Origin of the sequence: Lysobacter sp. CA196, assembly GCF_052078695.1 — a bacterium.
Taxonomy (GTDB): Bacteria; Pseudomonadota; Gammaproteobacteria; order Xanthomonadales; family Xanthomonadaceae; genus Lysobacter.
This window is the reverse complement of sequence record NZ_JBQJIN010000028.1, coordinates 45,757-70,492: the sequence shown is the minus strand read 5'-3', so window position 1 is coordinate 70,492 and position 24,736 is coordinate 45,757. Positions and strand designations below refer to the sequence as shown.

13 protein-coding genes are annotated in these 24,736 nt (G+C 68.5%); 6 read left to right on the top strand and 7 right to left on the bottom strand.

Annotated features, from left to right (window positions below):
• Positions 1-4: 4 nt before the first annotated feature.
• Genes ACTOWK_RS19455 through ACTOWK_RS19445 form a run of 3 tightly spaced genes read right to left on the bottom strand, consistent with a single transcriptional unit; the run spans position 5 to position 2,350 of the window.
• Positions 5-610 (bottom strand): IMPACT family protein, encoded by a 606-nt coding sequence (locus ACTOWK_RS19455; protein WP_441331743.1) that lies wholly within the window; start codon positions 608-610, stop codon positions 5-7.
• A 40-nt stretch (positions 611-650) separates the two neighbouring features.
• On the bottom strand, positions 651-1,799 hold the full coding sequence (locus ACTOWK_RS19450; protein ID WP_441331742.1) for a hypothetical protein: 1,149 nt from the start codon (positions 1,797-1,799) through the stop codon (positions 651-653).
• A complete protein-coding gene (locus tag ACTOWK_RS19445; RefSeq protein ID WP_036149572.1) occupies positions 1,796-2,350 on the bottom strand; it encodes an RNA polymerase sigma factor in 555 nt (184 codons plus the stop codon). Before ACTOWK_RS19445 ends, ACTOWK_RS19450 begins: the two co-directional genes overlap by 4 nt.
• Positions 2,351-2,567: 217 nt before the next feature.
• On the opposite strand from ACTOWK_RS19445, the gene ACTOWK_RS19440 reads away from it, so the two are divergent.
• On the top strand, positions 2,568-5,648 hold the full coding sequence (locus ACTOWK_RS19440; protein WP_441331741.1) for an EAL domain-containing protein: 3,081 nt from the start codon (positions 2,568-2,570) through the stop codon (positions 5,646-5,648).
• On the opposite strand, the gene ACTOWK_RS19435 is transcribed toward ACTOWK_RS19440, so the two are convergent.
• The 4 genes from ACTOWK_RS19435 to xseA form a co-directional block, all read right to left on the bottom strand.
• Positions 5,638-7,176, bottom strand: coding sequence for a vWA domain-containing protein (locus tag ACTOWK_RS19435; protein WP_441331750.1), 1,539 nt, complete (start codon positions 7,174-7,176; stop codon positions 5,638-5,640). The genes ACTOWK_RS19440 and ACTOWK_RS19435 overlap by 11 nt on opposite strands.
• A 596-nt stretch (positions 7,177-7,772) precedes the next feature.
• Positions 7,773-9,272 carry an aldehyde dehydrogenase family protein gene (locus ACTOWK_RS19430; RefSeq protein WP_441331740.1) on the bottom strand — a complete coding sequence of 500 codons (1,500 nt, stop codon included), beginning with the start codon at positions 9,270-9,272 and terminating at the stop codon, positions 7,773-7,775.
• A gap of 37 nt (positions 9,273-9,309) precedes the next feature.
• Positions 9,310-10,956, bottom strand: coding sequence for an acetolactate synthase large subunit (locus tag ACTOWK_RS19425; RefSeq protein ID WP_441331739.1), 1,647 nt, complete (start codon positions 10,954-10,956; stop codon positions 9,310-9,312).
• Between the two features lie 1,081 nt (positions 10,957-12,037).
• Positions 12,038-13,399 (bottom strand): exodeoxyribonuclease VII large subunit, encoded by a 1,362-nt coding sequence (gene xseA, locus ACTOWK_RS19420; protein ID WP_441331738.1) that lies wholly within the window; start codon positions 13,397-13,399, stop codon positions 12,038-12,040.
• A gap of 208 nt (positions 13,400-13,607) precedes the next feature.
• On the opposite strand from xseA, the gene ispG reads away from it, so the two are divergent.
• The 5 genes from ispG to ACTOWK_RS19395 all read left to right on the top strand — a co-directional run bounded on the left by ispG (position 13,608) and on the right by ACTOWK_RS19395 (position 24,422).
• Complete coding sequence (ispG, locus tag ACTOWK_RS19415) at positions 13,608-14,879, top strand: flavodoxin-dependent (E)-4-hydroxy-3-methylbut-2-enyl-diphosphate synthase (protein ID WP_441331737.1); 1,272 nt, start codon at positions 13,608-13,610, stop codon at positions 14,877-14,879.
• Positions 14,854-15,591, top strand: a complete 738-nt coding sequence (locus ACTOWK_RS19410; protein ID WP_441331736.1) for a phosphatase PAP2 family protein — start codon at positions 14,854-14,856, stop codon at positions 15,589-15,591. Before ispG ends, ACTOWK_RS19410 begins: the two co-directional genes overlap by 26 nt.
• 269 nt (positions 15,592-15,860) lie before the next feature.
• A complete protein-coding gene (locus ACTOWK_RS19405; protein WP_441331735.1) occupies positions 15,861-19,151 on the top strand; it encodes a S8 family serine peptidase in 3,291 nt (1,096 codons plus the stop codon).
• Between the two features lie 115 nt (positions 19,152-19,266).
• Positions 19,267-20,607, top strand: a complete 1,341-nt coding sequence (locus ACTOWK_RS19400) for a YadA-like family protein (RefSeq protein ID WP_441331734.1) — start codon at positions 19,267-19,269, stop codon at positions 20,605-20,607.
• 494 nt (positions 20,608-21,101) lie between these two features.
• The gene (locus ACTOWK_RS19395; protein ID WP_441331733.1) at positions 21,102-24,422 is read left to right on the top strand and encodes a S8 family serine peptidase; all 3,321 of its coding nucleotides are present in this window, start codon (positions 21,102-21,104) and stop codon (positions 24,420-24,422) included.
• Positions 24,423-24,736: the final 314 nt, after the last annotated feature.

The following is a 24,736-nucleotide window of genomic DNA, read 5'->3' as shown; positions in this document are numbered from 1 at the left end:
GCGTTCATGGGGAGGGAGTGCGGCCCGGTTCATCGAGGCGCACGCGATTACGTGTGGCGTCGCGAAGCTGCGCTTTCAAGGCGTCGACCTGCGATTCGGGCAGGCGGACGAGCAAGCGCACGCCTTCGGCACTGTAGCGTTCCTGGTCTTTCTCGGCGCCATGGGCGCTCAACGCGGCATGCACCGCGCCGGTGTCCTCGAACGGAAACGCCAGCTCCAGCTCGCTGTAGCGCAGCAATTCGCGGCGTTCGGCGCAGCGCAGACACTCGGCCGCGCTGCCGCCGTAGGCACGCACCAGGCCGCCGGCGCCGAGCTTGATGCCGCCGTACCAGCGGGTCACCACGACCACGACCTGGTCGTAGCCCTGGCCGTCGATCGCCGCGAGGATCGGCCGCCCGGCGGTGCTGGCCGGTTCGCCGTCGTCGTTGAAGCGGTATTGGGCGCCGATGCGATAGGCCCAGCAGTTGTGAGTCGCGGCCGGGTCGCCGACCTCGGCGATGAAGGCCAGCGCCGCTTCCGGCGTGGTCGCCGGAGCGGCGAGGGCGAGAAAGCGGCTGTGCTTGACCTCGATCGACAGGCTGGCGCGCGCGGCGAGCGTGGCGGCGGTCATCGGCGGGCGCTCGCGGCGAGGCCGGGCCGGCGGCCCGGACTCATTTCAGCAGAGCACGCAGGTCGTCCGGCACCCGCGCCTGCGGGTGGGCGCGGTGGAAGCGGCGCAGGCTGTCGCGGGCGAGCTCGGTATCGCCGCGGTCGCGGTAAGTGCGGATCAGCTCCAGCCACTGCGTCGGGGCCAGATTCGCTTCCTCGGCGGTATCGAGCTTGATCCGGCTGCCGGTGACCTCGATCCGATCGAGCGTGGTGGAGTCGTTCGCGGCCGCCGGCTGTGCGGTCCGAGCGTCGGCCGATGGGGTTTTCGCCGGCTGGACGGCAGCGGCAGGGGCGACCGAGCGCGCAGCATTGCCCAGCAACGGCGCCGGCTTGCTGCGCAGGTCGGCCTCGGCGGCCTTGCCCTCGGCCTTGGGCGCCGAGGTGGCCGTTGCGCCCGCGGGGGCGGCCTCGCGCAGTTCGTAGCGCCGCTCGCGGGCGAGCTGCGGTTTGGCGGCATCGCTGGCGGTGGCTTCGGGCGCGGCGGCTGGGGCCGGCGCATAGACCGGGGCCGAGGCGGGAGCGGGCGGCGCCGGAGGGGCGGCCATGACCGAGGGCGCCGACTCGGGAAACGCGTCGACAGGCTCCGCCACGGCACGCGCGGAGGCCCGCTTCTGCTCGCGTCGGGGCTGGTCGGCGCGTAGCCCGTCGGCGGCTGCGTCGCTGCGCTTGGCGGCCTCCATCGGCGGCGGAGGCGGGGGCGGGGCGATCATTCGCGGCTGAGCCGGCGCCGGGGGCTCGGGCAGGGCGGCGGCCGCGGCATCGGCCGCGCCGGCGCTGCTGTCGCGGGCGTAGTCCGAGGCTTCGGCGGCGGCCGGGGCCGCCGCAGCTGCTGCGGACTCGGCATCGGCCGAGCTCGCCGAGGCGGCGGTGGCCTGATCCTCGCCGACCGATTCCAGCGCCTTGTCCATCGGCCGCAACTGCCAGGCCACGCCGATCGCCAGGGTCAGCGAGGCCGCCACGCCGATCCAGGCCGGCCAGCGGGTCTTGCTGCGCTTGCGCGGGGTCTGGGCGACGGCGGCGTGGGCGGCGGCGAGAATCTTGGCGTCCAGCGCCGGCGAGGGGCCGTCGTGCGGGCCCAGGCGCAGCAGGCGCTCGGCCAGCTCGCGTTCCTCGGGCGACAGCGGGTCGTGGGCGTCGTGACGGCGGTTCATTCGGTCAACCTCGCGCGCAACTTGTCCATCGCGTAGCGCAGTCTGGACTTCACCGTTTCCCTGCCGGCCCCGGTGATGGCGCCGATGTCCTCCAGGCTCAATTCCTGTTCCAGGCGCAGCAGCACCACTTCGCGCTGCTCCTCGGGCAATTCCTCGATCGCCCGCTGCAGGCGGCGGCGCTGTTCGAATTCGGACAGTTCGCGCTCGGGCGTGGTCGGATCGGCGACCCGGGCGGCGCGTTCGTCGCCGTCGGCCGGGGCCGGCGGGCGGTGCTTGAGGCCGCGCCAGTAGTCGTTGAGGCGGTTGTGGGCGATCCGGAACAGCCAGGTGCTGAACGCCGCATCGGGCTTCCAGCCCTCGCGCGCGGCGATCACGCGCTGCCAGACGTCCTGGAAGAACTCGTCAGCGAGCGCCGAATCACGGATCTGACGCAGCAAGAAACGGTACAAAGGGCCGCGGTGACGCGAATACAGGACCTCGAACGCGGCGGCGTCGCCGCCCGTCCAGGCCAGCATCAGCACGTCATCGCTAGCGTCCGCACCGGAATTCATCCGCGGCAGGGTACGGCCTGGCGACGCAGACGGGAAGCGGTTGCGTGCGGGAGAGGCGTCGTATAGCGGCGATGGGAGGGCCAGTTGCATGTTCGGAACAACGGTCCGGGAGCCCCGGTGGGGTTGCCGTCTGCCGATCCTGTAAAGCTCGCGTTATCCTGCGCCTTGCGCAGAAGGCGGCGATGCGGTGCACAGTGACGTATTACCAGGGGCAACGGTGAGCGATAGGTCGTCCGCGGGCGAGGCGCTCGCCTGCGCGCTCCAGGAAGCATTGCCGGTCGGCTCGCTGGTGGTGGTCTGCTGGCGTTCGGCCTATGGCCGCCTGTCCGAATCGTTCACGCCCGGGGTCGAGGCGCCGCTGCGCGCCGATGCCGGCGCCTTGCTCGAACGCGACCCGCCCGCGGTCGGCGCCTCCGACGATTGCGGCGGCGACCGCATCGAAGCGGCCTGGTGGCTCGAAGACGGCAGCCGCGCGGCGATCGTCGCCAGCCTGCCGCAGGCCTTGCCGACGCCGTTGCGGGCGGCCTGGCTGGCGATGGCGCGGCGCATCGTCGCCGCCGACCTGTCGGCGGTGCGCGCCCATGCCCGCGCCGAGGCTCTGGAAAAGTCCGAACGCCTGCAGCAGGCGCTGTACGGCATCGCCGACCTGGCCGGCTCCGGCCTGGAGATGACCGACCTGCTCAGCCGCATCCATGGTGTGGTCTGCGGCCTGATGTATGCCGAGAATTTCTACATCGTGCTCTACGACGACGTCGCCGACACGATGCGTTTCCTGTATTTCGCCGACCGCCACGATCCCTACGTGGCCGATCCGCAGCGGGTGATCCGCGGCGACGAGATGCCGACCAGCCTGACTCTGGCGTTGCTGCGTCACGGCGAGCCGCTGCAGGGCAGTTCGGCGGCGTTGCGCGACCTGCTCGACGTGCCGCCCGACGAATATCACGGCCCCGACAGCGCCGACTGGCTCGGCGTGCCGATGCGCCGCGACGAACGCGTGTGCGGCGCGATCGTGGTGCAGAACTACGAGAGCGCCGGCAGCTACGGCGAGGAAGACCGGGCCCTGCTGTCGTTCGTCGCCCAGCACATCCTGACCGCGCTCGACCGGTTCGGCGCGCGCGAGGAGCTCGAACGCCACGTCGCCGAGCGCACCTACGCCCTGCAGCTCAGCAACCGCGACCTGCAGGCCGAGATCATCGAGCGCCAGCGTTCGGAGCGCCTGCAGCGCGCGCTGTTCCGCATCGCCGAGCTGACCATCACCTCCGACACCCTCGGCCGCTTCTACTCGCAAGTCCACGACGTGGTCAGCGAGCTGCTGTACGCGCGCAATTTCTACATCGCGCTGCTGTCCGACGACGGCGACCGCCTGCAGTTTCCGTACTCGATCGACGAGCGCGACATGATCCGCGAGAGCCGTCAGCTCGCCGGCGGCCTGACCGAGTACGTGATCCGCCAGGGCCGGCCGCTGCTGGCCGACCGCCACCGCATCGCCGAGCTCAACAGCCGCGGCGAAGTGCGCAGCCACGGCTCGGCCGCGCATTGCTGGCTCGGCGTGCCGCTGTACCGCGACGACTCGGTGGTCGGGGTGATCGCCATCCAGAGCTATTCGCGCGCGATCAGCTTCAACGCCCGCGACCAGGAACTGCTGACCTTCGTCGCCCATCACATCAGTATCGGCCTGGCGCGCAAGCAGGCCCAGGACCGGTTGGTGACCGCGCACGGCGAGCTCGAACAGCGGGTCGCCTCGCGCACCCGCGAGCTCGCCCACACCAACGCCGAACTGCTGGCCCAGATCGGCGAGCGCGTGCGCGCCGAACAAAAGCTGACCCACCAGGCCTTGCACGATGCCCTGACCGGCCTGCCGAACCGCGGCCAGCTGCTCGAACGCCTGGACGACGCGATCGCCCGCGCGCGCCGCGAGCAGCGCGCGTTCGCGGTGCTGTTCCTCGACCTGGACCGGTTCAAACTGGTCAACGACAGCGTCGGCCACTCGGCCGGCGACGAGTTGCTGGTCGAAAGCAGCCGCCGCATCGTCTCGACCGTGCGCAGCAACGACACCGTGGCGCGCCTGGGCGGCGACGAGTTCGCGATCCTGATCGAGAACATCGACGGACTCGGCGTCGCCGAGGAGCTGGCCTCGCGGGTGCTGCGCAACCTCGGCGAGCCGTGCTGGGTGGCCGGGCGCGAAGTGTTCCCGTCGGCCAGCATCGGCATCGCCATGTGGCACCCGCGCTATCGCAACGGTATCGAGCTGCTGCGCGACGCCGACGCGGCGATGTACCGCGCCAAGGGCGCCGGCCGCGGCCGCTGCGCGGTGTTCGACGAGGAAATGCGCGAGCAGGCGATGCGCATTCTCGACCTGGAAGCCGATCTGCGCCGCGCCATCAATGGCGATGCCTTCATCGCTTATTACCAGCCGATCGTGCGCCTCGACGACCACGGCCTGATCGGCCACGAAGCCCTGCTGCGTTGGCGCCACGAGAAACGCGGCCTGTTGCTGCCGCGCGAGTTCATCGGTCTGGGCGAGGACAGCGGCCTGATCGAGGAGGCCGATTGGATTCTCTACGGCCGCGTGGTCACCGAACTGGCGCGCGGCGGCGATGGCTACATCTCGGTCAACGTCTCGCCGCGGCATTTCCGCTCCGGCGACTTCGCCGACCGCCTGTTGCGGATGATCGACGAGGCCGGCGCCGATCCGCGCCGCCTGCGCATCGAGATCACCGAGGTCGCCCTGCTCGACGACGTGCCGCGCGCCTTGCGGATGCTGCGCAACCTGCGCAATCACGGGGTGTTGGCGCAGTTGGACGATTTCGGCACCGGGTTCTCGGCGTTGTCTTACTTGCACAGGTTCCCGATCGAGTGTCTGAAGATCGATCAGAGTTTCGTCGCGGGCTTGGTCGGCGAATCGCGCCCGGAAAGCGTCGCGGTGGTGCGCGCGATCCAGGCGCTGGCCGGCACCCTCGGCATCCACACCATCGGCGAAGGTGTGGAAACCGAAGCCCAGCGCACGGCGTTGCGTGAGCTGGGTTGCACCTACGGCCAGGGCTATCTGTTCGGCCATCCCGCCGAGCACATCCGCAGTGCGGCGAGCCTTGCCGAAAGCTATCGCTCGAGCGGGTTCGAATCGGGTCCGGCGAACGCGGTGTCGGGCGGAGCAGTGTCGGACGAATCGGAACTGATCGAGGTCGGTGTCGAGGAAGAACTCGGCGCCGATGACGCGGTTCCCTTGGCCTCCGAGTCGATCGGTTCGGACCTGGTCGCCGCGGCCGCCGCGAAGGCGGCCTCGACCCTCATTCGCTGACCGCCACGCCCACGACCGGCCCGACTCGGCCGATTTCGCCGATCTGCACCTTGGCGCGTTCGACCAGGCCGATGAATTCGGCGCGCTGGCCCCAGCGGTCGTCGAGTTTGAGGCCGCGGGCGGTGGCGATGATCTGGTCCCAACCCCAGCCGTCGTACTGGCTGCCGCCGCGCAAGGTGTCGGCGAAGGCGGCGACCGAGGCGGCCATGCGCATCGGTTCGCTCGCGACCAGGCGCAGGCTCGAACGCCGGACCGGCGTTTCGATCAGCTGGCTGCGGTCTTCGCCCGGGCGCTTGTAGCGCAGTTTCAGGTTGGCGATTTCGCCGCCCGCTGGCACGGCCGGCGCGCTGCCGGCATAACGCAGCGCCGGCAGCCGCATCGCGGTCGAGCCGACCGGGGTCAGCTCGTACAGTGCGGTGACCTCGTGGCCGGCGCCGATGTCGCCGGCGTCGACCTTGTCGTTGGCGAAGTCTTCGCGCTTGAGCAGGCGGTTTTCGTAGCCGATCAAGCGGTACTCGGCGACCAGCGCCGGATTGAATTCGATCTGGATCTTGACGTCGCGGGCGATGGTCATGAGGGTCGAACCCATTTCCTCGACCAGCACCTTGCGCGCTTCCTGCAGGGTGTCGATGTAGGCATGGTTGCCGTCGCCGACGTCGGCGAGCTTTTCCGACAGCTCGTCGTTGTAATTGCCGCGGCCGAAGCCGAGCGTGGTCAGGGCGATGCCGCTCTTGCGCTGATCGGCGACCAGGGTTTCCAGAGCGTTGTTGTCGACCGTGCCGACGTTGAAATCGCCGTCGGTGGCGAGGATCACCCGGTTGACGCCGTTGGCGAGGTAAGCCTGTTTGGCCATCGCATAGGCCAGGCGGATGCCATCGCCGCCGTTGGTGCTGCCGCCGGCTTCGAGGCGATCGAGCGCGGCCAGGATTTCTTCCTGCCGGTCGCCTGGTGTGGGCGGCAGCACCAGGCCGGCCGAGCCGGCGTAGACCACGATCGAGATGCGGTCCTGCGCGCGCAATTGCTTGGTCAGCATCGAGAACGAGCTTTTCAACAGCGGCAGTTTGTCGGGCGAATTCATCGAGCCGGAGGTGTCGATCAGGAACACCAGGTTGGCCGGCGGCAGGGTTTTCTTGGGCACGTCGAAGCCCTTGATGCCGATCATCAGCAGCTGGCGCTGCGCATTCCACGGCGCCGGCGCGAGTTCGGTGCTGACCCGGAACGGCGTGGCCAGCGAGGCCGGCGCGGCATGCCCGTAGTCGAAGTAGTTGATGAATTCTTCCGCGCGCACCGCATCGGCGGGCGGCCGTTGGCCGTCGCTGAGCATGCGCCGCACATTGGCGTAGCTGCCGGTGTCGACGTCGATGGAGAACGTCGACAACGGTTGTTCGCGGGTGCGTTGCACCGGGTTGTCGTCGCGCTCGGCGTATTTTTCGGTATCGACGCTGGTCTGGTACATCGGCGGCGGGGGCGCCGGCGGCGCGAGCGCGGCCGGAGCCGTCATCTGCGCGGACAGGCTGCGCTTGAGCATGCGCGGGGCCGGGCCGATGCGGCTGCCGCTGACCTGGACACGGTCGAGGGTGGTGCCCTGCGCCGCGGTATTACCGCTCGGCATCGCCTTGGCTTCTGCGAACGCCCGCTCACGCGGCTGCGCGGTTGCACTGCCGGCGCGAATATCGGCACGAACCTCGGCACGAATCGGTTTGGCGGCTTCGGCGAGCGGTGCCGGCGGCACGGCGGGTGCGGCGGCGCTGGCGGCGGCATCGATCGGTACGACGGCTTCCGCGACGATGGCGTCGCCTTCGTTCTTGTCGCGCGACTGGGCCAGCTCGCCCGGCGCCTGGCAGGCGGTGATCGTGAGGGTCAGGGCGGTCAACAAGGCCGCGGTGAGGGGGCGGAGGGGGCGGAGGGGGCGGAGGTTCGACGACGGCTGCGGCGTGGCTTGGACGTGCATGGCGGCTTCCCTGGTGTGTGGACCTGGAGAAGCAAACGCATCATCGATGGGGGTGGGGTTGAGTCTGCGGAATTTTTTTGCGAAGGGGCTCGCAAGCTGGCTGAGGGCAATTGAGCCATTCGGCGGACCCTCACCCCAACCCCTCTCCCGCAAGCGGGAGAGGGGCTTTTTACTCAAGCCACGGAGTCCCGTATCACCAGCAGCCGCTGCTCGCTCATGTCTTCGATCGCATAGCGCACGCCTTCGCGGCCGAGGCCGGAATCCTTGACGCCGCCGTAGGGCATGTTGTCGACACGGAAGCTCGGCACGTCGCCGACGACGACGCCGCCGACGTCGAGCCGGTCCCAGGCCTTCATCGCATGGTCGAGGCGGCCGGTGAACACGCCGGCCTGCAGGCCGAAATCGCTGTCGTTGACCGTCGCCAGGACCTTGTCGAAATCGTCGAAGGGTTCGATGAAAGCGACCGGCCCGAACGCTTCCTTGCGGTACAGGTCCGAATCGCGCGGTACCTTCTCCAGCAAGGTCGCCGGGATCATGTTGCCCTCGCGCGGTCCGGCGACGATGCGCTTGGCGCCGCCCTTCACTGCGGCGTCGATCCACGACTCGATGCGCTTGGCGGCATCGACGTCGACGACCGGACCGATGAAAGTCGCCTCGTCGCGCGGGTCGCCCATGCGCAAGCCGGAGATCGCGGTCTTGAGCTTTTTGCGCAGCTTGTCGTAGATATCGGCATGGGCGTAGATGCGCTGCACGCTGATGCAGCTCTGGCCGCTCTGGTAATAGGCGCCGAACACCAGCCGCTCGACCACATGGTCCAGGCTCGCGCCCGGGTCGGCGTCGACGATGCAGGCGGCGTTGCCGCCGAGTTCGAGGGTGACCTTCTTCTTGCCCGAACGCGCCTTGAGGTCCCAGCCGATCAGGCCGCCGGTGAAGCTCAGCAGTTTGATGCGCTCGTCCTCGACCAACAGCGAGGCGTCTTCGTTCGAGCAGCACAGCACCGAGAACGCGCCTTCGGGCAGGTCGGTCTCGGCGAGCACTTCGGCGATGATCAGCGCGCCGACCGGGGTCTTGATCGCCGGCTTGAGCACGAAGGGACAACCGGCGGCGATCGCCGGGGCGACTTTGTGCGCGACCAGGTTGAGCGGGAAGTTGAACGGGGTGATGAAGCTGCACGGCCCGATCGGCACCCGCTTGACCATGCCGCGATAACCGCGGGTGCGTTCGGAGATCTGCAACTCGATGAGCTCGCCGCCGCCGCGGGTGGCCTCGCCGGCGGCGATGCGGAAGGTGTCGATCAGGCGGGTGACTTCGCCGCGGGCGTCGCGAATGGGTTTGCCGGCCTCGATGCACAGCGCCAGCGCGAGCTCCTCGAAGCGCTCGCTGAAGCGGCGCACGCAATGTTCGAGCACGTCGCGGCGGCGGTCGGGGGTGAACGCGGCCATCGCCTCGCGCGCCTTGTGCGCGGCGACGATCGCCTTGCGCACCGCCACGGCATCGGCCATCGCGACCCGGGTCGCGCGCTTGCCGCTGTACTTGTCGAGCACCTCCAGCGCGATATTGGCCGCGACCGGGCGGTTGGCGAGGTAATAGGGGTAGCTCGGTTTCAGTCCCTTGCCCGGCTTGGCGGGCTTGGTGGCCTTGCGGCGCTCGGACGGTTTCGGCGATCGGGCCATGGCGTGCTCCTGGGTCGTGTTGGGGCGCTGCGCCGGGTCACTGCACGGCGGCGGCGAGGCGCGGAATGTCTTCGTTGAGGATGCGGTCGTCGTCGCGGTAATCGATCGGCACCTCGATCAGGTCGATGCCCGGCGTGTCGAGGGCCTGGCGCAGCAGCGGCCCGAACGCATCGCTGGATTCCGGGCGGTGGCCGCGCGCGCCGTAGCTGCGGGCATAGGCGACGAAATCGGGGTTGCCGAGGTCCATGCCGTAGCTCGGATAGCGTTCGTGGGCCTGTTTCCACTTGATCATGCCGTAGGCATCGTCGCGCAGCACCAGCACGGTGAGGTCCAGGCCCAGCCGCACCGCGGTCTCGAGCTCCTGCGAATTCATCATGAAACCGCCGTCGCCGCAGACCGCGACGACCTTGCGGTCCGGGCAGACGATGCGCGCGGCGATCGCCGACGGCAGGCCCGCGCCCATCGTCGCCAGGGCGTTGTCGAGCAATAGCGTGTTGGGCTCGGCGCAGCGGTAATTGCGCGCGAACCACAGCTTGTACAGGCCGTTGTCGAGGCAGACCACGTCGCGCGGCGACAGCGCGGCGCGCAGTTCCGCGACCAGGCGCTGCGGCGCCAGCGGAAAGCGGTCGTCGTCGCTGCGTTCGAGCAGTTGTTCCGACAACGCGTTGCGTACACGGTCGAAGAACGAGAAGTCCCAATGCGCCTGCGGCCGCAACGCCTCCGACAGCCGCCACACCGAGTGGGCGATGTCGCCGACCACCTCGATCTGCGGAAAATACACCGCATCGACCTCGGCGCTGGCGTAGTTGACGTGGATCACCGTGCGCCGGCCTTCGCGCATGAAGAATGGCGGTTTCTCGATGACGTCGTGGCCGATGTTGACGATGCAGTCGGCGGCGTCGATGGCGCGGTGGACGAAGTCGTGATCCGACAGCGCGGCATTGCCGAGCCATAGCGGGCCGTTCTCGTCGAGCACGCCCTTGCCCATCTGGGTGGTGAAGTAGGGGATGCCGAGCTGGGCGACGAAGGCGTGCAGGGTCTTGGCGGTGGTTTTGCGGTTGGCGCCCGCGCCGATCATCAGGATCGGATGGCGGGCCTGGGCGATGGCTTCGGCGGCGCGTTCGATGGCTTTGTCTTCGGCGACCGGGCGTCGCGAGAACGAGGCCGGTATCAAACGCGCCTGGGTCGGATCGCCGGCGATGTCCTGCGGCAGTTCCAGATGCACCGCGCCGGGGCGTTCCTCCTCGGCGCGACGGAAGGCTTCGCGCACGCGTGCCGGGATACTGTCGGCAGCGACGATCTGGCGGGTGTACTTGGTCAGCGGCCGCATCGTATCGACCACGTCGACGATCTGGAAATGGCCCTGCTTGCTGGTCTTGATCGGCTTCTGCCCGGTGATCATCAACATCGGCATGGCGCCGAGCTGGGCGTAGGCGGCGGCCGTGACCAGGTTGGTCGCGCCGGGCCCGAGGGTGGACAAGCAGACCCCGGCCTTGCCGGTGAGACGGCCGTAGGTCGCGGCCATGAAGCCGGCGGCCTGCTCGTGGCGGGTCAGGACCAGTTGGATGGTCGAGGTGCGCAGGGATTCGAGCAGATCGAGATTTTCCTCGCCGGGAATGCCGAACACGTATTCGACGCCTTCGGCCTCGAGCGCGGCGACGAACAGATCGGACGCCTTGGTCATGCGGGACTCCGTATCGGGCGGCGGAGCCCGAGTCCGCCGATGGTCGCGCAAACGGCGTTAGCGGTGGGCGATGATTAGGCGGACGTTGACGGAACAGTGCGTCGCGTTACGGATTGGAGGCGCGGTCGTACTGGTCGGTGGCCCCTGTAGGGGCGGCGTGAGCCGCGACCAAGGGATGCGCAGCGGTCGCACTGCCGTCGATGGTGATCGAAGTCGTGAACCGTCGCCGGGTAGGAGCGGCGTGAGCCGCGACCACGTCGGTTCGTAGTCGACGTTGGCTACGAGGCGTTCGCTAGGTGGCCCTGCTGTCGTTGCTGCTGCCCCTGTCGTGCTGTTGCTGTGCGCAGCTTCGCCCTAGCGAAGGCAATCGAAGACCCGGAGGGCGGCGCGCAGGGATGCGCGCCGTTTTTCATCGGGACAGGGATGTCCCGTATGAAAAATCCCCGCGTATGCATCGCTCGTGCGGGCTTGTGATTCAAAACAAAGCATTTTTCTTTGGTTAGCTTTCTTTTGTTGCTATAGACAAAAGAAAGTAACCCGCCGCTTTAGTGGCGGAAGCTTTTCGCGTTTGATCCTGGTCTTGCTTAAAAGAGGCGCCGCAAGACCATCGCAGTGCGGTCGCGGCTTGCGCCGCTCCTACAGGGGAAGGATTCGGGTCCTTCTTCAAGCAAGAGCAGAGCTTCCGTCCGCTGACGCGGCCGGGTTACTTTCTTTTGCTAAGCCCAAAAGAAAGGTAACCAAAGAAAAGGGCTCTCCTTGCAAGGGCACAGGCCACGAGTGCGATGCCCGCGCCGGGATTTTCCGATAAGACGTCCCTGTCTTATCGGAAAACGCCGCACGTCCTGTGCGGCGCCCTCCGGGTCTCCAGGTGTTCTCGCGAGTTCGGTATTGCGCCAAGCTCTTACGGCAACGGCAACGGCAACGGCAACGGCAACGGCATGGCGGCCACCGGCCGCCGGCCGCCGGCTTGGCTTCAGGGTAGGAGCGGCGCGAGCCGCGACCGTGATGATTCCGTTCGCATCGTCACCGGCCGCAGACTGCGTAGAAACGGCGCAGGCCGCGGTTGGGTCGGGTGCTGCGGTTACCCGCGTTCGCCGTCGCCGCCGGCCGGTGCTTCCACGACCAAGCGCAGTTGGCCGTCGCTGACTCGCGCGTTGAGGCGGTTGCCCGGGGCGGCGTCGAGCACGCTGCGCACGACGCGGCCGTCTTCGTGTTGGACGATGGCGTAGCCGCGGGCCACGGTGGCCAGCGGGCTGCAGGCTTCGAGCGAGCGCGCCAGGCCGCGCAGGCGCAGGGCGTCGCTGCGCAGGCGCCGGGCGATCGCGGCTTGTGGGCGATGGGCGAGGGCGTTCAGGCGCTCGCGCAATCGCGCGATGCGACGCTGCGGCTGGTGCGCGCGCAGGACGGCGTCGGTGTGACGCAGGCGCGCTCGCTCGCGTTCGAGCTGACGGCGCCAGGCCTGTTGCAGGCGGCGCAGCGCTTCCTGTTGCCGGGTGCGCAAGACCGCCAGTCGCGCTTGCGGGCGCAAGGCGTTAAGCCGCAAGCCGGCGCGGTCGGCGCGTTGCATGGCTTGGCGTAAACGCTGCAGTTGCAGATTGCGCAACCGCGCCTCCAGCACGCGCAGACGATGCAACAGATCCTCGCGCTGCGGTACCAGCAGCTCGGCGGCGACCGAGGGTGTCGGCGCGCGCACGTCGGCGGCGAAGTCGGCGAGGCTGAAATCGGTCTCGTGGCCGATCGCCGAGACGATCGGCACGTCGGACGCGGCGATCGCGCGCACCAGGCGTTCGTCGTTGAAGGCCCACAGGTCCTCCAGCGAGCCGCCGCCACGGGCCAGCACGATCACATCGTAGCGTTGCGAGGCCTGGGCCCGTTGCAGCATGGCGACGATCTGCGCCGCTGCGGTATCGCCCTGCACCGGCACCGGCAACACCTCGGCCTCGACCAACGGGAAGCGCCGGGCCAGGACGCTGAGCACGTCGCGGACCGCGGCGCCGCTCGGCGAGGTGATCACCGCGATGCGGGTAGCGAAGCGCGGCAGTTCGCGCTTGCGTTCGCTGTCGAACAGGCCTTCAGCGCTGAGCCGCGCCTTGAGCTCCTCGAACGCGCGCCGCAATGCGCCTTCGCCGGCCTCTTCCATGTGATCGAGCACGAGCTGGTAGTCGCCGCGCGCTTCGTACAGGGTCAGCCGGCCGCGCGCCAACACCCGCAGGCCTTCGCGCGGGACGAATTTCAACCAACTGCTCTTGGGTTTGAACATCGCGCAGCGGACCTGGGCGCGCGCGTCCTTCAGGGTCATGTACAGATGCCCGGACGACGGCCGCGACAGGTTGCCCAGTTCGCCTTCGACCCAGATCAGCGGGAAGGTGTCCTCGAGCAGGTTGCGCGCCAGCGTATTGAGCTGGCTCGGTGTAAGGACGTGATCGGGGTCGCTGGGGGGCATGAGGCGGGCAGGAGAGACGGCTGGCAGACAGGGGCGACGGCGTGGCGCCGCAAGGGGCATCGACAGTCGCAGGCGCCGATAGTATCGCGATGGGCGGCCCCGGTCTCAGCGTCGCGACCCAGCTTCGAGCCCCGCGTCGGGCCGTTCATCGACCCGCGCTTCACCTGCGCGACACGTAAGCCCGGCCCTCGGCGCTACAATGGCGGGCATGAATTCAGACCTCGTCCTGCCCTGCGCTCATTCCGGTTTTGGCCCCCTCCCGCGTCGCCTGACCCGTTCGGTCAAGGTCGGCGGTGTCGAAGTCGGCGGCGGCGCCCCGGTGGTGGTGCAGTCGATGACCAACACCGATACCGCCGACGTGGCCTCGACCACCAAGCAGGTCGCCGAGCTGTGGCGCGCCGGCTCGGAGATGGTGCGGGTGACCGTCAACACCGTCGAGGCGGCCGCGGCGGTGCCGCGCATCGTCGACAAGCTGGCGATGATGGGCATCGAAGTGCCGATCATCGGCGACTTCCACTACAACGGCCATCAGCTGATGACCGCCGAGCCGGCCTGCGCCGAGGCCTTGGCCAAGTACCGCATCAACCCCGGCAACGTCGGCTTCGGCAAGAAGAAGGACAGCCAGTTCGCCACCTTGATCGAGCTGGCGATCAAGCATGGCAAGCCGGTGCGCATCGGCGCCAACTGGGGCTCGCTCGACCAGGCCCTGGCGGCGAAGCTGATGGACGAAAACCATGAGCGCGCCGAACCCTGGGACGCCGGCCGCGTGCTGCGCGAGGCCCTGATCCGTTCGGCGTTGGATTCGGCAGCGCGCGCGGTCGAACTCGGCTTGCCGTCCGAGCGCATCGTCCTCAGCGCCAAGGTCAGCGGCGTGCAGGAACTGATCGCGGTGTATCGCGAGCTCGCCAATCGCAGTAACCATGCCCTGCATCTGGGCCTGACCGAGGCAGGTATCGGCAGCAAGGGCATCGTCGCCTCCAGCGCCGCGCTCGGCGTGCTGCTGCAGGAAGGAATCGGCGACACCATCCGCATTTCGCTGACGCCGGAGCCGGGCCAGGCCCGCAGCAACGAAGTCATCGTCGCCCAGGAACTGTTGCAGACCATGGGTCTGCGCGCGTTCACGCCGATGGTCACCGCCTGCCCGGGTTGCGGCCGTACTACCAGTACCTTCTTCCAGGAACTGGCGCAGAAGGTGCAGGAACACGTGCGCGCCAAGATGCCGGAGTGGAAGATCACCCATCCGGGCGCGGAGAACCTCACGCTCGCGGTGATGGGCTGCATCGTCAACGGCCCGGGCGAGTCGCGTCACGCCAATATCGGCATTTCCTTGCCGGGCACGGGCGAGGCGCCGTCGGCGCCGGTGTTCGAGGACGGCCACAAGACCGTGACCCTGCGCGGCGAGAACATCGCCACGGAGTTCGTCGCCCTGATCGACACCTACGTCGAGCGCAATTATGGCGCCCGCTCCGCAGGCGTCTGACGACCCGGCCGTCGCCGTTCGCCAAGGCGACGACACCCTGCAACAGGAAGCGCGCTTCGGCGTCGCGCTGCTGCGTCGCCATGGCTGGCTGTTGTTGCTGGTCTTCATCGGTCTGCTGATGCCGTTGTGGGGGTTCGCCGAACTGGCCGACGAGATCCACGAGCAGGAAGCGATCGTCTTCGACGTGCCCATCCTCGAATATGCCCACGGCCTGGCGCGCGAGGGCTACGACAAGTTCTTCGTGCTGATCTCGCGGATCGGCTACCTGCACGGCGTGGTGCCGTTCGACATCGCCCTGGTGGTCGCGCTGATCGCGCGCCGCCGTTTCCGCGAAGGCAGTTTCGCCGCGCTCGCGCTAGGCGGCTCGGCCCTGCTGAACATCGCCGCCAAGCAATTCTTCGCCCGCGAACGGCCGTCCCTGTGGGAGTCGATCGCGCCCGAGCACAACTACAGTTTCCCCAGCGGCCACGCGATGGGCTCGATGACCCTCGCGGCGACCTTGATCCTGCTGAGCTGGAACACGCGCTGGCGCTGGCCGGTGTTGGCGGTCATGGCGGCCTTCGTGCCCCTGGTCGGTTTCTCGCGCCTCTACCTCGGCGTGCATTTCCCCTCCGACATCCTCGCCGGTTGGGCGGTCGCCACCGCCTGGGTGGTGGCGGTGTATTTGATCGTCTACCGCGGTGGGCAACTGCGGCCGTGGCGTCCGGTCTGACCTGACCGAGCCGCTTTTTGCGTCTGTCAAGACGCAAGTGCGCCAATAACGACCGTTCGTCTGTTCGTTCCTTGACCCGTTCGTCAGACAGGCATCCCGCCGGAGGTGGGGTGGGCGCGCCTGCGCGCGTTGTGAGTAGGAAGGGGAGTTGTTGGCTGCAGGGACGCAGCAGTTTCGGATCGCATCCTTAGTCGTGGACCGCATCGGTTCCGCCATCGGCGGTGGCCGCGCGGATCTCTTTGCAAACGCAGGTAAGGGGGACGTTTCAGATGCAGAAGGTGTTGAAGAAATCCGCGATCGCGCTCGGTATCGCCGCGGTCGCAGCCATCGCGGGGGCGAGCGCGCTGATGTCGGGCCGCGATGCCGGCCCGAGCGGGCCGATCGGCGGCGCACCGCCGCCGACGCTGCAGAGCGAGGCCGCGCTGGACGGCTATCAGCGCTACATCGTGGTCTACCGCGAGGCGCCGTTGGGCAGCTACAAGGGCGACCTGCGCGGTCTGCCGGCGCCCAAGCGCCTGCCCAGCACGGTTGCCGGCACCGGACGCATCGACGTGCAAAGCGCGGCGGCACGCAGTTACGTGCAGCATCTGGGCGATGTCCAGGCCCAGCACGAGCAGCGCATCCGCGGCCTGCTCGGCCGCAGCCCGCGCGTCGACTTCCGCATGCGCCACGCCCTCAACGGCATGGTCGCCCAACTCACTCCGCGCGAGGCCGATCGCCTCGCCCAGCTGGACGAAGTTCGCTTCGTCGAGCCGTACAAGGAATACGAGCAGGCCACCGACGTCGGCCCCGCGCTGATCGGCGCGCCCGCGCTGTGGAACGCCGCTCCGACCGGGTTCCGTGGCGAGGGCATGGTGGTCGGCATCATCGACTCGGGCATCAACTTCGGCAGCCCGGCCTTCGCCGCGGTCGACGACAGCGGCTATCACCACGTCAACCCGCTCGGCGCAGGCACCTTCCTGGGCAGTTGCGCGCCCGGCGGCGTCGACGAGGGCCGCTGCAACGACAAGCTGATCGGCGGCTACGATTTCGTCTGCAACGCGCCGGGCAACCAGTGCGGCGTCGCCGACATTCGTGAAGAGCCCGGCTTCGGCGACACCAACAGCCACGGCAGCCACGTCGCCTCGACCGCGGCCGGCAACGCCTGGACCGCGAGCTACCGCGGCCACAATATCCGCATTTCCGGTGTCGCGCCGCGCGCCAACATCATCGCCTACGACGCCTGCTACACCCAGATATCCACCGGTCGCGGCCTGTGCCCGAACACCGCCACGGTGCGCTCGATCGACCAGGCCATCGCCGACGGCGTGGTAGACGTCATCAACTACTCCATCGGCGGCGGTTCCAATCCGTGGAGCGAAGCGACCTCGCTGTCGTTCCTCAACGCCACCGATGCCGGCATCTACGTCGCCGCCGCTGCGGGTAACGACGGCCCGGCGTCATACACCACCGGTCATCTGGAGCCGTGGGTCGCCACCACCGCCGCTTCGCAACACGGCCGTGGCACCTTCGCATGGGTGCTGTCGGTGTCCGGTCCGGGCAGCGTGCCCGACGACCTGCAGGCGATCGAACTGACCGAAGGCAGCGGCGGCACGCCGTTCACCGTCGCCATTCCGGCCAACACGCCGGTGCGGGTCAGCGCCGGCATCGATACCGCCAACGACGGCTGCGCCGCGTTTCCGGCCAATACCTTCCAGAACTCGGTCGCGGTAGTTCGTCGCGGCACCTGCAACTTCACCGACAAGGTCGCCAACGCCGCGGCTGCCGGTGCGGTCGCGGTGGTCATCGCCAACAACCAACCCACGGGCTTGAGCCCGTCGGTGACCGGTGCGACCGTTCCGGCCTTCGTCGCCAGCCAGGCCGACAGCAACCTGCTGCGCGACTTCGCCAACGCCAACGCCAACACCAGCGTCGGCGCCATTCCGTTCCCGTCGGTGATCGTCAACAACACGCCCGACCAGCTCGCCGGTTTCAGCTCGCGCGGACCGGCCGGCAGCCTGGATGTGATCAAGCCCGAAATCACCGCGCCGGGCGTGGACATTCTGGCCGTCACCGCCGGTACGTCGATCAGCGGCAGCGAGAACCTGGTCGGCCTGATGAGCGGCACCTCGATGGCTTCGCCGCACCATGCCGGCGCCGCCGCGCTGGTGCGTCAGGCGCGTCCGGGCTGGACCGTGGCTGAGGTCAAGTCGGCGCTGATGATGACCGCCAAGCAGGAAGTGCTGAAGGAAGACGGCGTCACTCAGGCCGATGCGCACGCGATGGGCGCCGGCCGTCTGCAACTGGAGCAGGCGATCCGTGCCGGCCTGGTGCTCAACGAGACCACCGCTAACTACCGTGCGGCCAATCCGGCCGGCGGCGGCGAGGTCTCGGCGCTGAATCTGGCCAGCATGGCCAAGTACAGCTGCGCCGGTTCGTGCTCGTTCACCCGCACCTTCCGCAACGTGTTGCCGACCCGGCAGACCTGGACCGGCAAGGTGCAGGGCCTGAGCGCGCTGGTCTCGCCCTCGCTGTTCACGCTCAACCCGGGCGAGACCAAGACGGTCAAGATCACGGTCAGCACCAGCTCCTTGCCCTCCAACGGCAACTTCAACTTCGGCAAGCTGACACTCACGCCGTCGGGCGGCGACACCAGCCAGCCGCTGTTGCGTCTGCCGATCGCAGTCGCAGTGCAACCGCCGCGCCTGGACGCCACCCCGGCCACCGCGTTGACCCTCACGCAAGGCAGCAGTGGCAACGTGACCTTCCGCCTCGGCAACATCGGCGGTTCCAACCTGGATTGGCAGATCGACAACACCGGTAGCGGCGGACGCACGCTGGTCGCACAGTTGCCGAACAACGCCAACGGTCGTCGCTCCACTCGTTTTACCGACGCGGCCACGGTCGGCGCGCGCGCGCAGCTGTCGGCGGATGACTTCACCCTCAGCGATGCGACCGGTATCACCCGGATCGTCGCCGACGGTTTCGTCAACGGCGGCTCCCTGGCGACTTCGACCAACATCAACTGGTCGATCTTCCGCGACGTCAACGGCAATCCCGAAGGCAATCCGGAATCGACGCCGCAGCTGGCAGTGTGGAGCTACACCTCCACGGCGACCGGCGTCGGCGTGTCGACCTCGGGCTTCGCCACCATCAACCTAAACCTCGCCACTGCCGGTCAGAACGTCAATCTGCCGGCCGGCCGTTACTGGCTGGTGGTATCGGTGCGCGCGCCTTTGGCGACCGGTTGGTTCTGGTTCAACGCCACCAGCGGCGACAGCATCTACCGTGGCGCGATCATCGCTCCCGATGGCAGCGGTGCCTGGACGGCGACGGCCGGTGCGCCGGGCATGGCTTATCAGCTGCAGGGTGCCAACAGTTGCGGCGCCACCTGGATCGGCGCGCCGTCGCGCGCGTTCGGCCGCCTCGCGGTCGGCGCCAACGTCGATACGCAGGTGCAGATCAGCGCCGCCGGCCTCGCGCCGGGCAGCTACTCCGGCTATGTCTGCGTGGCCAGCAACGATCCGCTGCGTCCCAAGGCGGCGCTGCGGGTGGCCCTGACGGTCGCGCCTTCGCCGTAACGCTCCGGTGCCGGACCCGCACATGGGTCCGGCACCTCGACACCCGGCGTGGCCGCCTGTGCGGTCCGCGTCGATGGCTATTTCCGCCGCCGCGACGATGCACGGATCCGCGGCGGTGCACGACATCCTATTGGGGGACAGTTTGAACATTTCGCACAAGACTCTTCTCGCTGCCGCTCTGTCGCTGGCCTGCGCATCCGCCTGGGCCGGAGAGCCCTGCGTGCTCGACGACGGCTTCGGCGGCACCACCACCGGCGGCGCCACCGCCACCGGTGGCAGCGCCATCGCTTGCGGTCAGGGCGCCAGCGCCGACGGCGACTTCGCCGTGGCCACCGGCGCCGGCGCCACCGCCAGCGCGGTCGGCGCGGTCGCGGTCGGCGCGGGCACCACCGCCGCGGGCGACCAGAGCACTGCAGTCGGCACCGGCGCGACCGCTTCGGCCGCCAACAGCAGCGCGATCGGCGACAGCGCCACCGCGGCCGGCGAGTTCTCCACCGCGAGCGGCTCGGCCAGCACCGCCGGCGGACGTTTCTCCACTGCCAGCGGCGCCGGCAGTTCGGCCAGCGCCGACAACACCACCGCGTTGGGCGCGAACAGCTCGGCGTCGGCCACCGGTTCGGTCGCGCTCGGCAGCGATTCCATCGCCGACCGCGCCAATACCGTCTCGTTCGGCGCAGCCGGCAGTGAGCGGCAGTTGGTCAACGTCGCAGCGGCGACCCAGGACACCGATGCGGTGAACCTGTCGCAGCTCAATACCCTGAGCGGTGCCTTCGGCGGTGGCGCGAGCTTCGCCGGCGGCGTGTTCACCCCGCCGACTTATGTGATCCAGGGAGGCAACTACAACGACGTCGGCGCAGCGTTCTCCGCGGTCGACGGCCGCCTGACCGATCTGTACACGCGGGTCGGCGCCGGTGTGGCTTCGTCGGTGACGTACGACGACGCCTCGAAGGCCCAGGTCACCCTGCAGGGCGGTGGCGGCACTCGTGTCTCGAACGTTGCCACCGGCACCGCGCCGACCGACGCGGCCAACGTCGCCCAGGTCCAGGCCGGCGACGCGCAGACGCTGGCGAGTGCGAATTCGCGCGCCGATGCCGGCGACGCGCAAACCCTGCGCAGCGCCAACACCTACACCGATGCGCGCATGAACCAGATGCTGGCTGCACCGACCGCGGCGATCAACGAGCTGCGCGAGGACATGAACTGGCGTTTCAACAAGCAGGACGAGCGCATCGACAAGATCGGCGCGATGACTTCGGCGATGGTGCAGATGTCGGCCAGTGCGGCCGGCCTGCGCACCCAGAACCGCATCGCGGTCGGCGCCGGTTTCCAGGGCGGCGAGCAGGCCTTGTCGATCGGTTATCAGCGCGCGATCAGCGATCGCGCGACGGTCACCGTCGGCGGCGCCTTCAGCGACTCGGAAAGCTCGGCGGGCGTGGGCGTCGGCTTCGGCTGGTAAGACCCAGGAAGGGCGCCGCGCCGCGACGCATTGCTGCGATGCAAGGTTGGCGCCGCGAATCTGCGGCGATGCAACAAAACGACGGCGCCCTGCGGGGCGCCGTCTTCGTTTGCGGTATTGATCGTGGAGGGCGACAGTTCGCTCGGCCTGGCTGCGATCGTTGGCCGGCACGGGCTGCACCTCGGGCGGTTGGCGGGAACTGAGGTTTCAGCACTGCAACATGCCGAAAAAGCATCTGTAGGCGCATCGGAAATGTGTTACTCATCACGCCGCAACGTTCGGGGCTCCAGCAGTCTGCTGGCTTGGGAGGGGAGGCTGCGCCTCGTTGCGTTTGCGGTAGTTCCAGCGCTTGGAAGGGCGCTGGTCGGCTGCGGGCGCGGAGCAGGGGCCGCCGTTCGTCGCCGACGATCTTTACCTTCCTGAATTCGAACCGCGACATGCCTGAGGGGGCAGGCGTGGGGCGGTTTCTTCGCGAACGGACGAGGAGATCTCTCATGCCAACTGCATTGAACCGATTGACGATCGCCATCAGCCTGGTCGGGCTGGCGGCGCTCGCGGGGGCCGCGATCCGCGGTCTCTCGAACGACAGCCCGGCCGATGCCGGCGCGATCGGCGGCGCACCATCGCCGAACCGTGTCCACAACGGCCTGGAAACCCAGACCAGCCGTTACATCGTGCTGTACAAGGAAGCACCGCTCAGCACTTACCACGGCGAAGTCGCGGGCCTGCCCGCACCGCAACGCCTGGCCGGCGCGCAGAACGCGAACAGCGCTGCCGCCAAGAGCGCAGGCGGCGGCAGCAATCGCATCGACGTGCAGAGCACGCAAGCGCGCAGCTACGTACGCCACCTCGATACCGTGCAGCGCGATCATGAGCGCGGCATCAGTTCGCTGATCGGCCGTCCGCTGGCGATCGAGCGCCGCATGCATCACGCGGTCAACGGCGTGGTCACCCGCATGACCCAGAACGAAGCCGCGCGCATCGCCAAGCTGCCCGGCGTCGAACTGGTCGAGGAATACCGCGAGTATCCGCTGGCGACCGACGTCGGTCCGCAGCTGATCGGCGCGCCCGCGTTGTGGAACGCCAGCCCGACCCAGTTCCGCGGCGAAGGCGTGGTGGTCGGCGTGCTCGACACCGGCATCAACTTCGGCAGCCCGGCGTTCGCCGCGGTCGACGACACCGGCTATCAGCACATCAACCCGAACGGCAGCGGCAACTACCTCGGTTCCTGCGCCCCCGGCGGCGTCGACGAAGGCCGCTGCAACGACAAGTTGATCGGCGGTTACGATTTCGTCTGCGGACCGCCCGGCAATACCTGCGGCGTCCCGGGCCTGCGCGAAGAGCCCGGTTTCGGCGACACCAACAGCCACGGCAGCCACACCGCGTCGACCGCGGCCGGCAATGCCTGGACCGCGAATTACAAGGGCCGCAACATCCGCATTTCCGGCGTCGCCCCGCACGCCAACATCATCGCTTACGACATTTGCTACACGATCATCGCGACCAATCAAGGCCAATGCCCGAACACCTCGGCGGTGGCCGCGGTCGACCAGGCGATCGCCGACGGCGTCGACGTCATCAACTATTCCATCGGCGGCGGTGCATCGCCGTGGGGCGAGTCGGTGTCGCTGGCCTTCCTCAATGCGGCCGATGCGGGCATCTACATCGCTGCGGCCGCCGGCAACAGCGGCCCGGGCCCGAGCACCATGGGCCACCAGGAACCGTGGACCTCGACGACCGCCGCGGCCCAGCACGGTCGCGGCACCTTCGCCTATCTGTTGCAGGTGACCGGTCCCGGCACCGTACCGCCGGCGTTGCAGGCGGTGGTGTTGACCGAGGGTTCGTCCGGCGCGGCGTTCACCACGTCCCTGCCGCCGACCACACCGGTGCGCGTCAGCGCCGGCATCGACACCGCCGCCGACGGCTGCGCCGCGTTCCCGGCCGCCACCTTCCAGAACGCGGTCGCAGTGGTCCGTCGCGGCACCTGCAACTTCACGATCAAGGTCAACAATGCCGCCGCCGCGGGTGCGGTCGCGGTGGTGATCGCCAACAACCAGCCGGGCGCCACCTCGCCCAGCGTTCCGGGCACGACCATCCCGACCTTCCTCGCCGCGCAGACCGACAGCGATGCCTTGCGCAATTTCGCCACCGGCAACGGCAATACCACGACCGGTGGGATCAACTTCCCGCCGACGCCGATTCCGAACACACCCGACGTGCTCGCGGCCTTCAGCTCGCGCGGACCGACCGACGGCCTGGATCTGATCAAGCCCGACGTCACCGCACCCGGCGTCAACGTACTCGCGGTGATTTCCGGCACCACCCTGACCGGCAGCGAGAACATCGTCGGCCTGCTCAGCGGCACCTCGATGGCCTCGCCGCATCAGGCCGGCGCCGCTGCGCTGTTGCGCCAGGCCAAGCCGGACTGGACCTCGCACGAGATCAAGTCGGCCTTGATGATGACCGCCAAGCAGGAGGTCTTCAAAGAAGACGAAGTCACTCCCGCCGATGCGTTCGCCAAGGGTGCGGGCCGCATCCAGGTCGATCGCGCCTTGCGTTCCGGCCTGGTGCTCAACGAGACGACGGCGAACTTCCTGGCGGCCGATCCGGCCACGGGCGGCGACGTCTCCAAGCTCAACCTGGCCAGCCTGGACAAGCGCGAGTGCTATGGCTCGTGCACGTTCAAGCGCACCTTCCGCCATGCCCAGGGCAAGCCTGAGTTGTGGTTGGCGCAGGTCAAGGGACTCGATGGCATCGCGTTCCCGCCGGTGTTCCTGTCGGCGCCCGGCCAGAGCACGACGGTGCACGTGATCGTGCTGAGCAAGGGCTTCGCCAAGGACGGAAGCTGGCACTTCGGTCAGCTCGACCTCAAGCCGCTGTTGACCCGCGCATCGCCCGATCTGCATCTGCCGATCGCGGTCGCGGTGCAGCCGCCGGCGATCGTGCTGAGCCCGGAGCAAGTGTCGCTGAGCCTGAGGGCCGGCAGCCGCGGCTTCGCCGACTTCAGCATCGGCAACACCAGCGGCTCGCCGTTGGAGTTCCAGGTCGACAACACCGGTTCGGCTTCGCGCACCGTCGTCAGCGCCAGCAGCGAGGGCGTCGCCAGCGGCTTCCGCAGCACGATCTACACCGACCCGGCATCGGCCGGCGGTCTGCCAGCGCAGTTCTCCAGCGACGACTTCACCCTGACCGACACCACCCGCCTGTCCAAGCTGTTCTCGGAAGGCTTCGTGTCCAGCGGTGCGTCCCTGGCGAGCACGGCGACCAACATCAGTTGGAGCGTGTATGCCGACAACGGCGGCAACCCCAGCAGCAACCCGCTGGCAGGCAATGCGGTGTGGAGCTATACCGCGGCGCCGACCGGCGTGGGCGTGACCTTGGACGGCGCCAACATCGCGCTGGACCTGGCCGCGGCCGGGCAGAACGTCGAACTCGCCCCCGGCCGCTACTGGCTGGTGGTGAATGCGCGCACCAGCTTCGCCAACCGTTGGGTCTGGTTCGCTTCCAACAGCGGCGACAGCCAGTTCCGCACCATCGCGCCGGATGTGAGCGGTGCCGGCACCTGGTTGGCCGGTGCCGGTTTTGCCGGGCTGGCCTACGACATCCAGGGCCTGAGCGCTTGCGGTGCGCCGTGGATCGGTGCGCCGACGCGCGCCTTCGGCACGGTGCCGGGACACGGCGCGATCGCCAATCGCGTGCGCATCAACAGCGCCGGCCTCGCGCCGGGTGGACACGTGGGTTATGTCTGCGTGGCCAGCGACGATCCGGTGCGGCCGAAGGTCGCGTTGCGGGTGGCCTTGACCGTCACGCCGTAACGATCGCAGGCTGAAGCGTCATCCAGACCGGGCCCGTTCGCGGGCCCGGTTTTTTTGTGCCTGCGTGGCGACGAGGAGGCCTGCGACGGGGCCGTGCATCGACCGCTTTTGTTCTGTGTTTTCTCGCCTTCGACAGCTATCAAGTACCGACCGCTGAGCGCCGATGGATGTGCCATCTACGCATTCATGTTCAACAAGTTCATCCTTCGTTTCCTGCTGTGCTCGAACGCTTGCAAAGCACATTTCATACGAAGAAAGATTGTGACGGGAAGCGGACAAGGTTGCCCGCATCGAAGGTTTCAGCTGCAACGGCT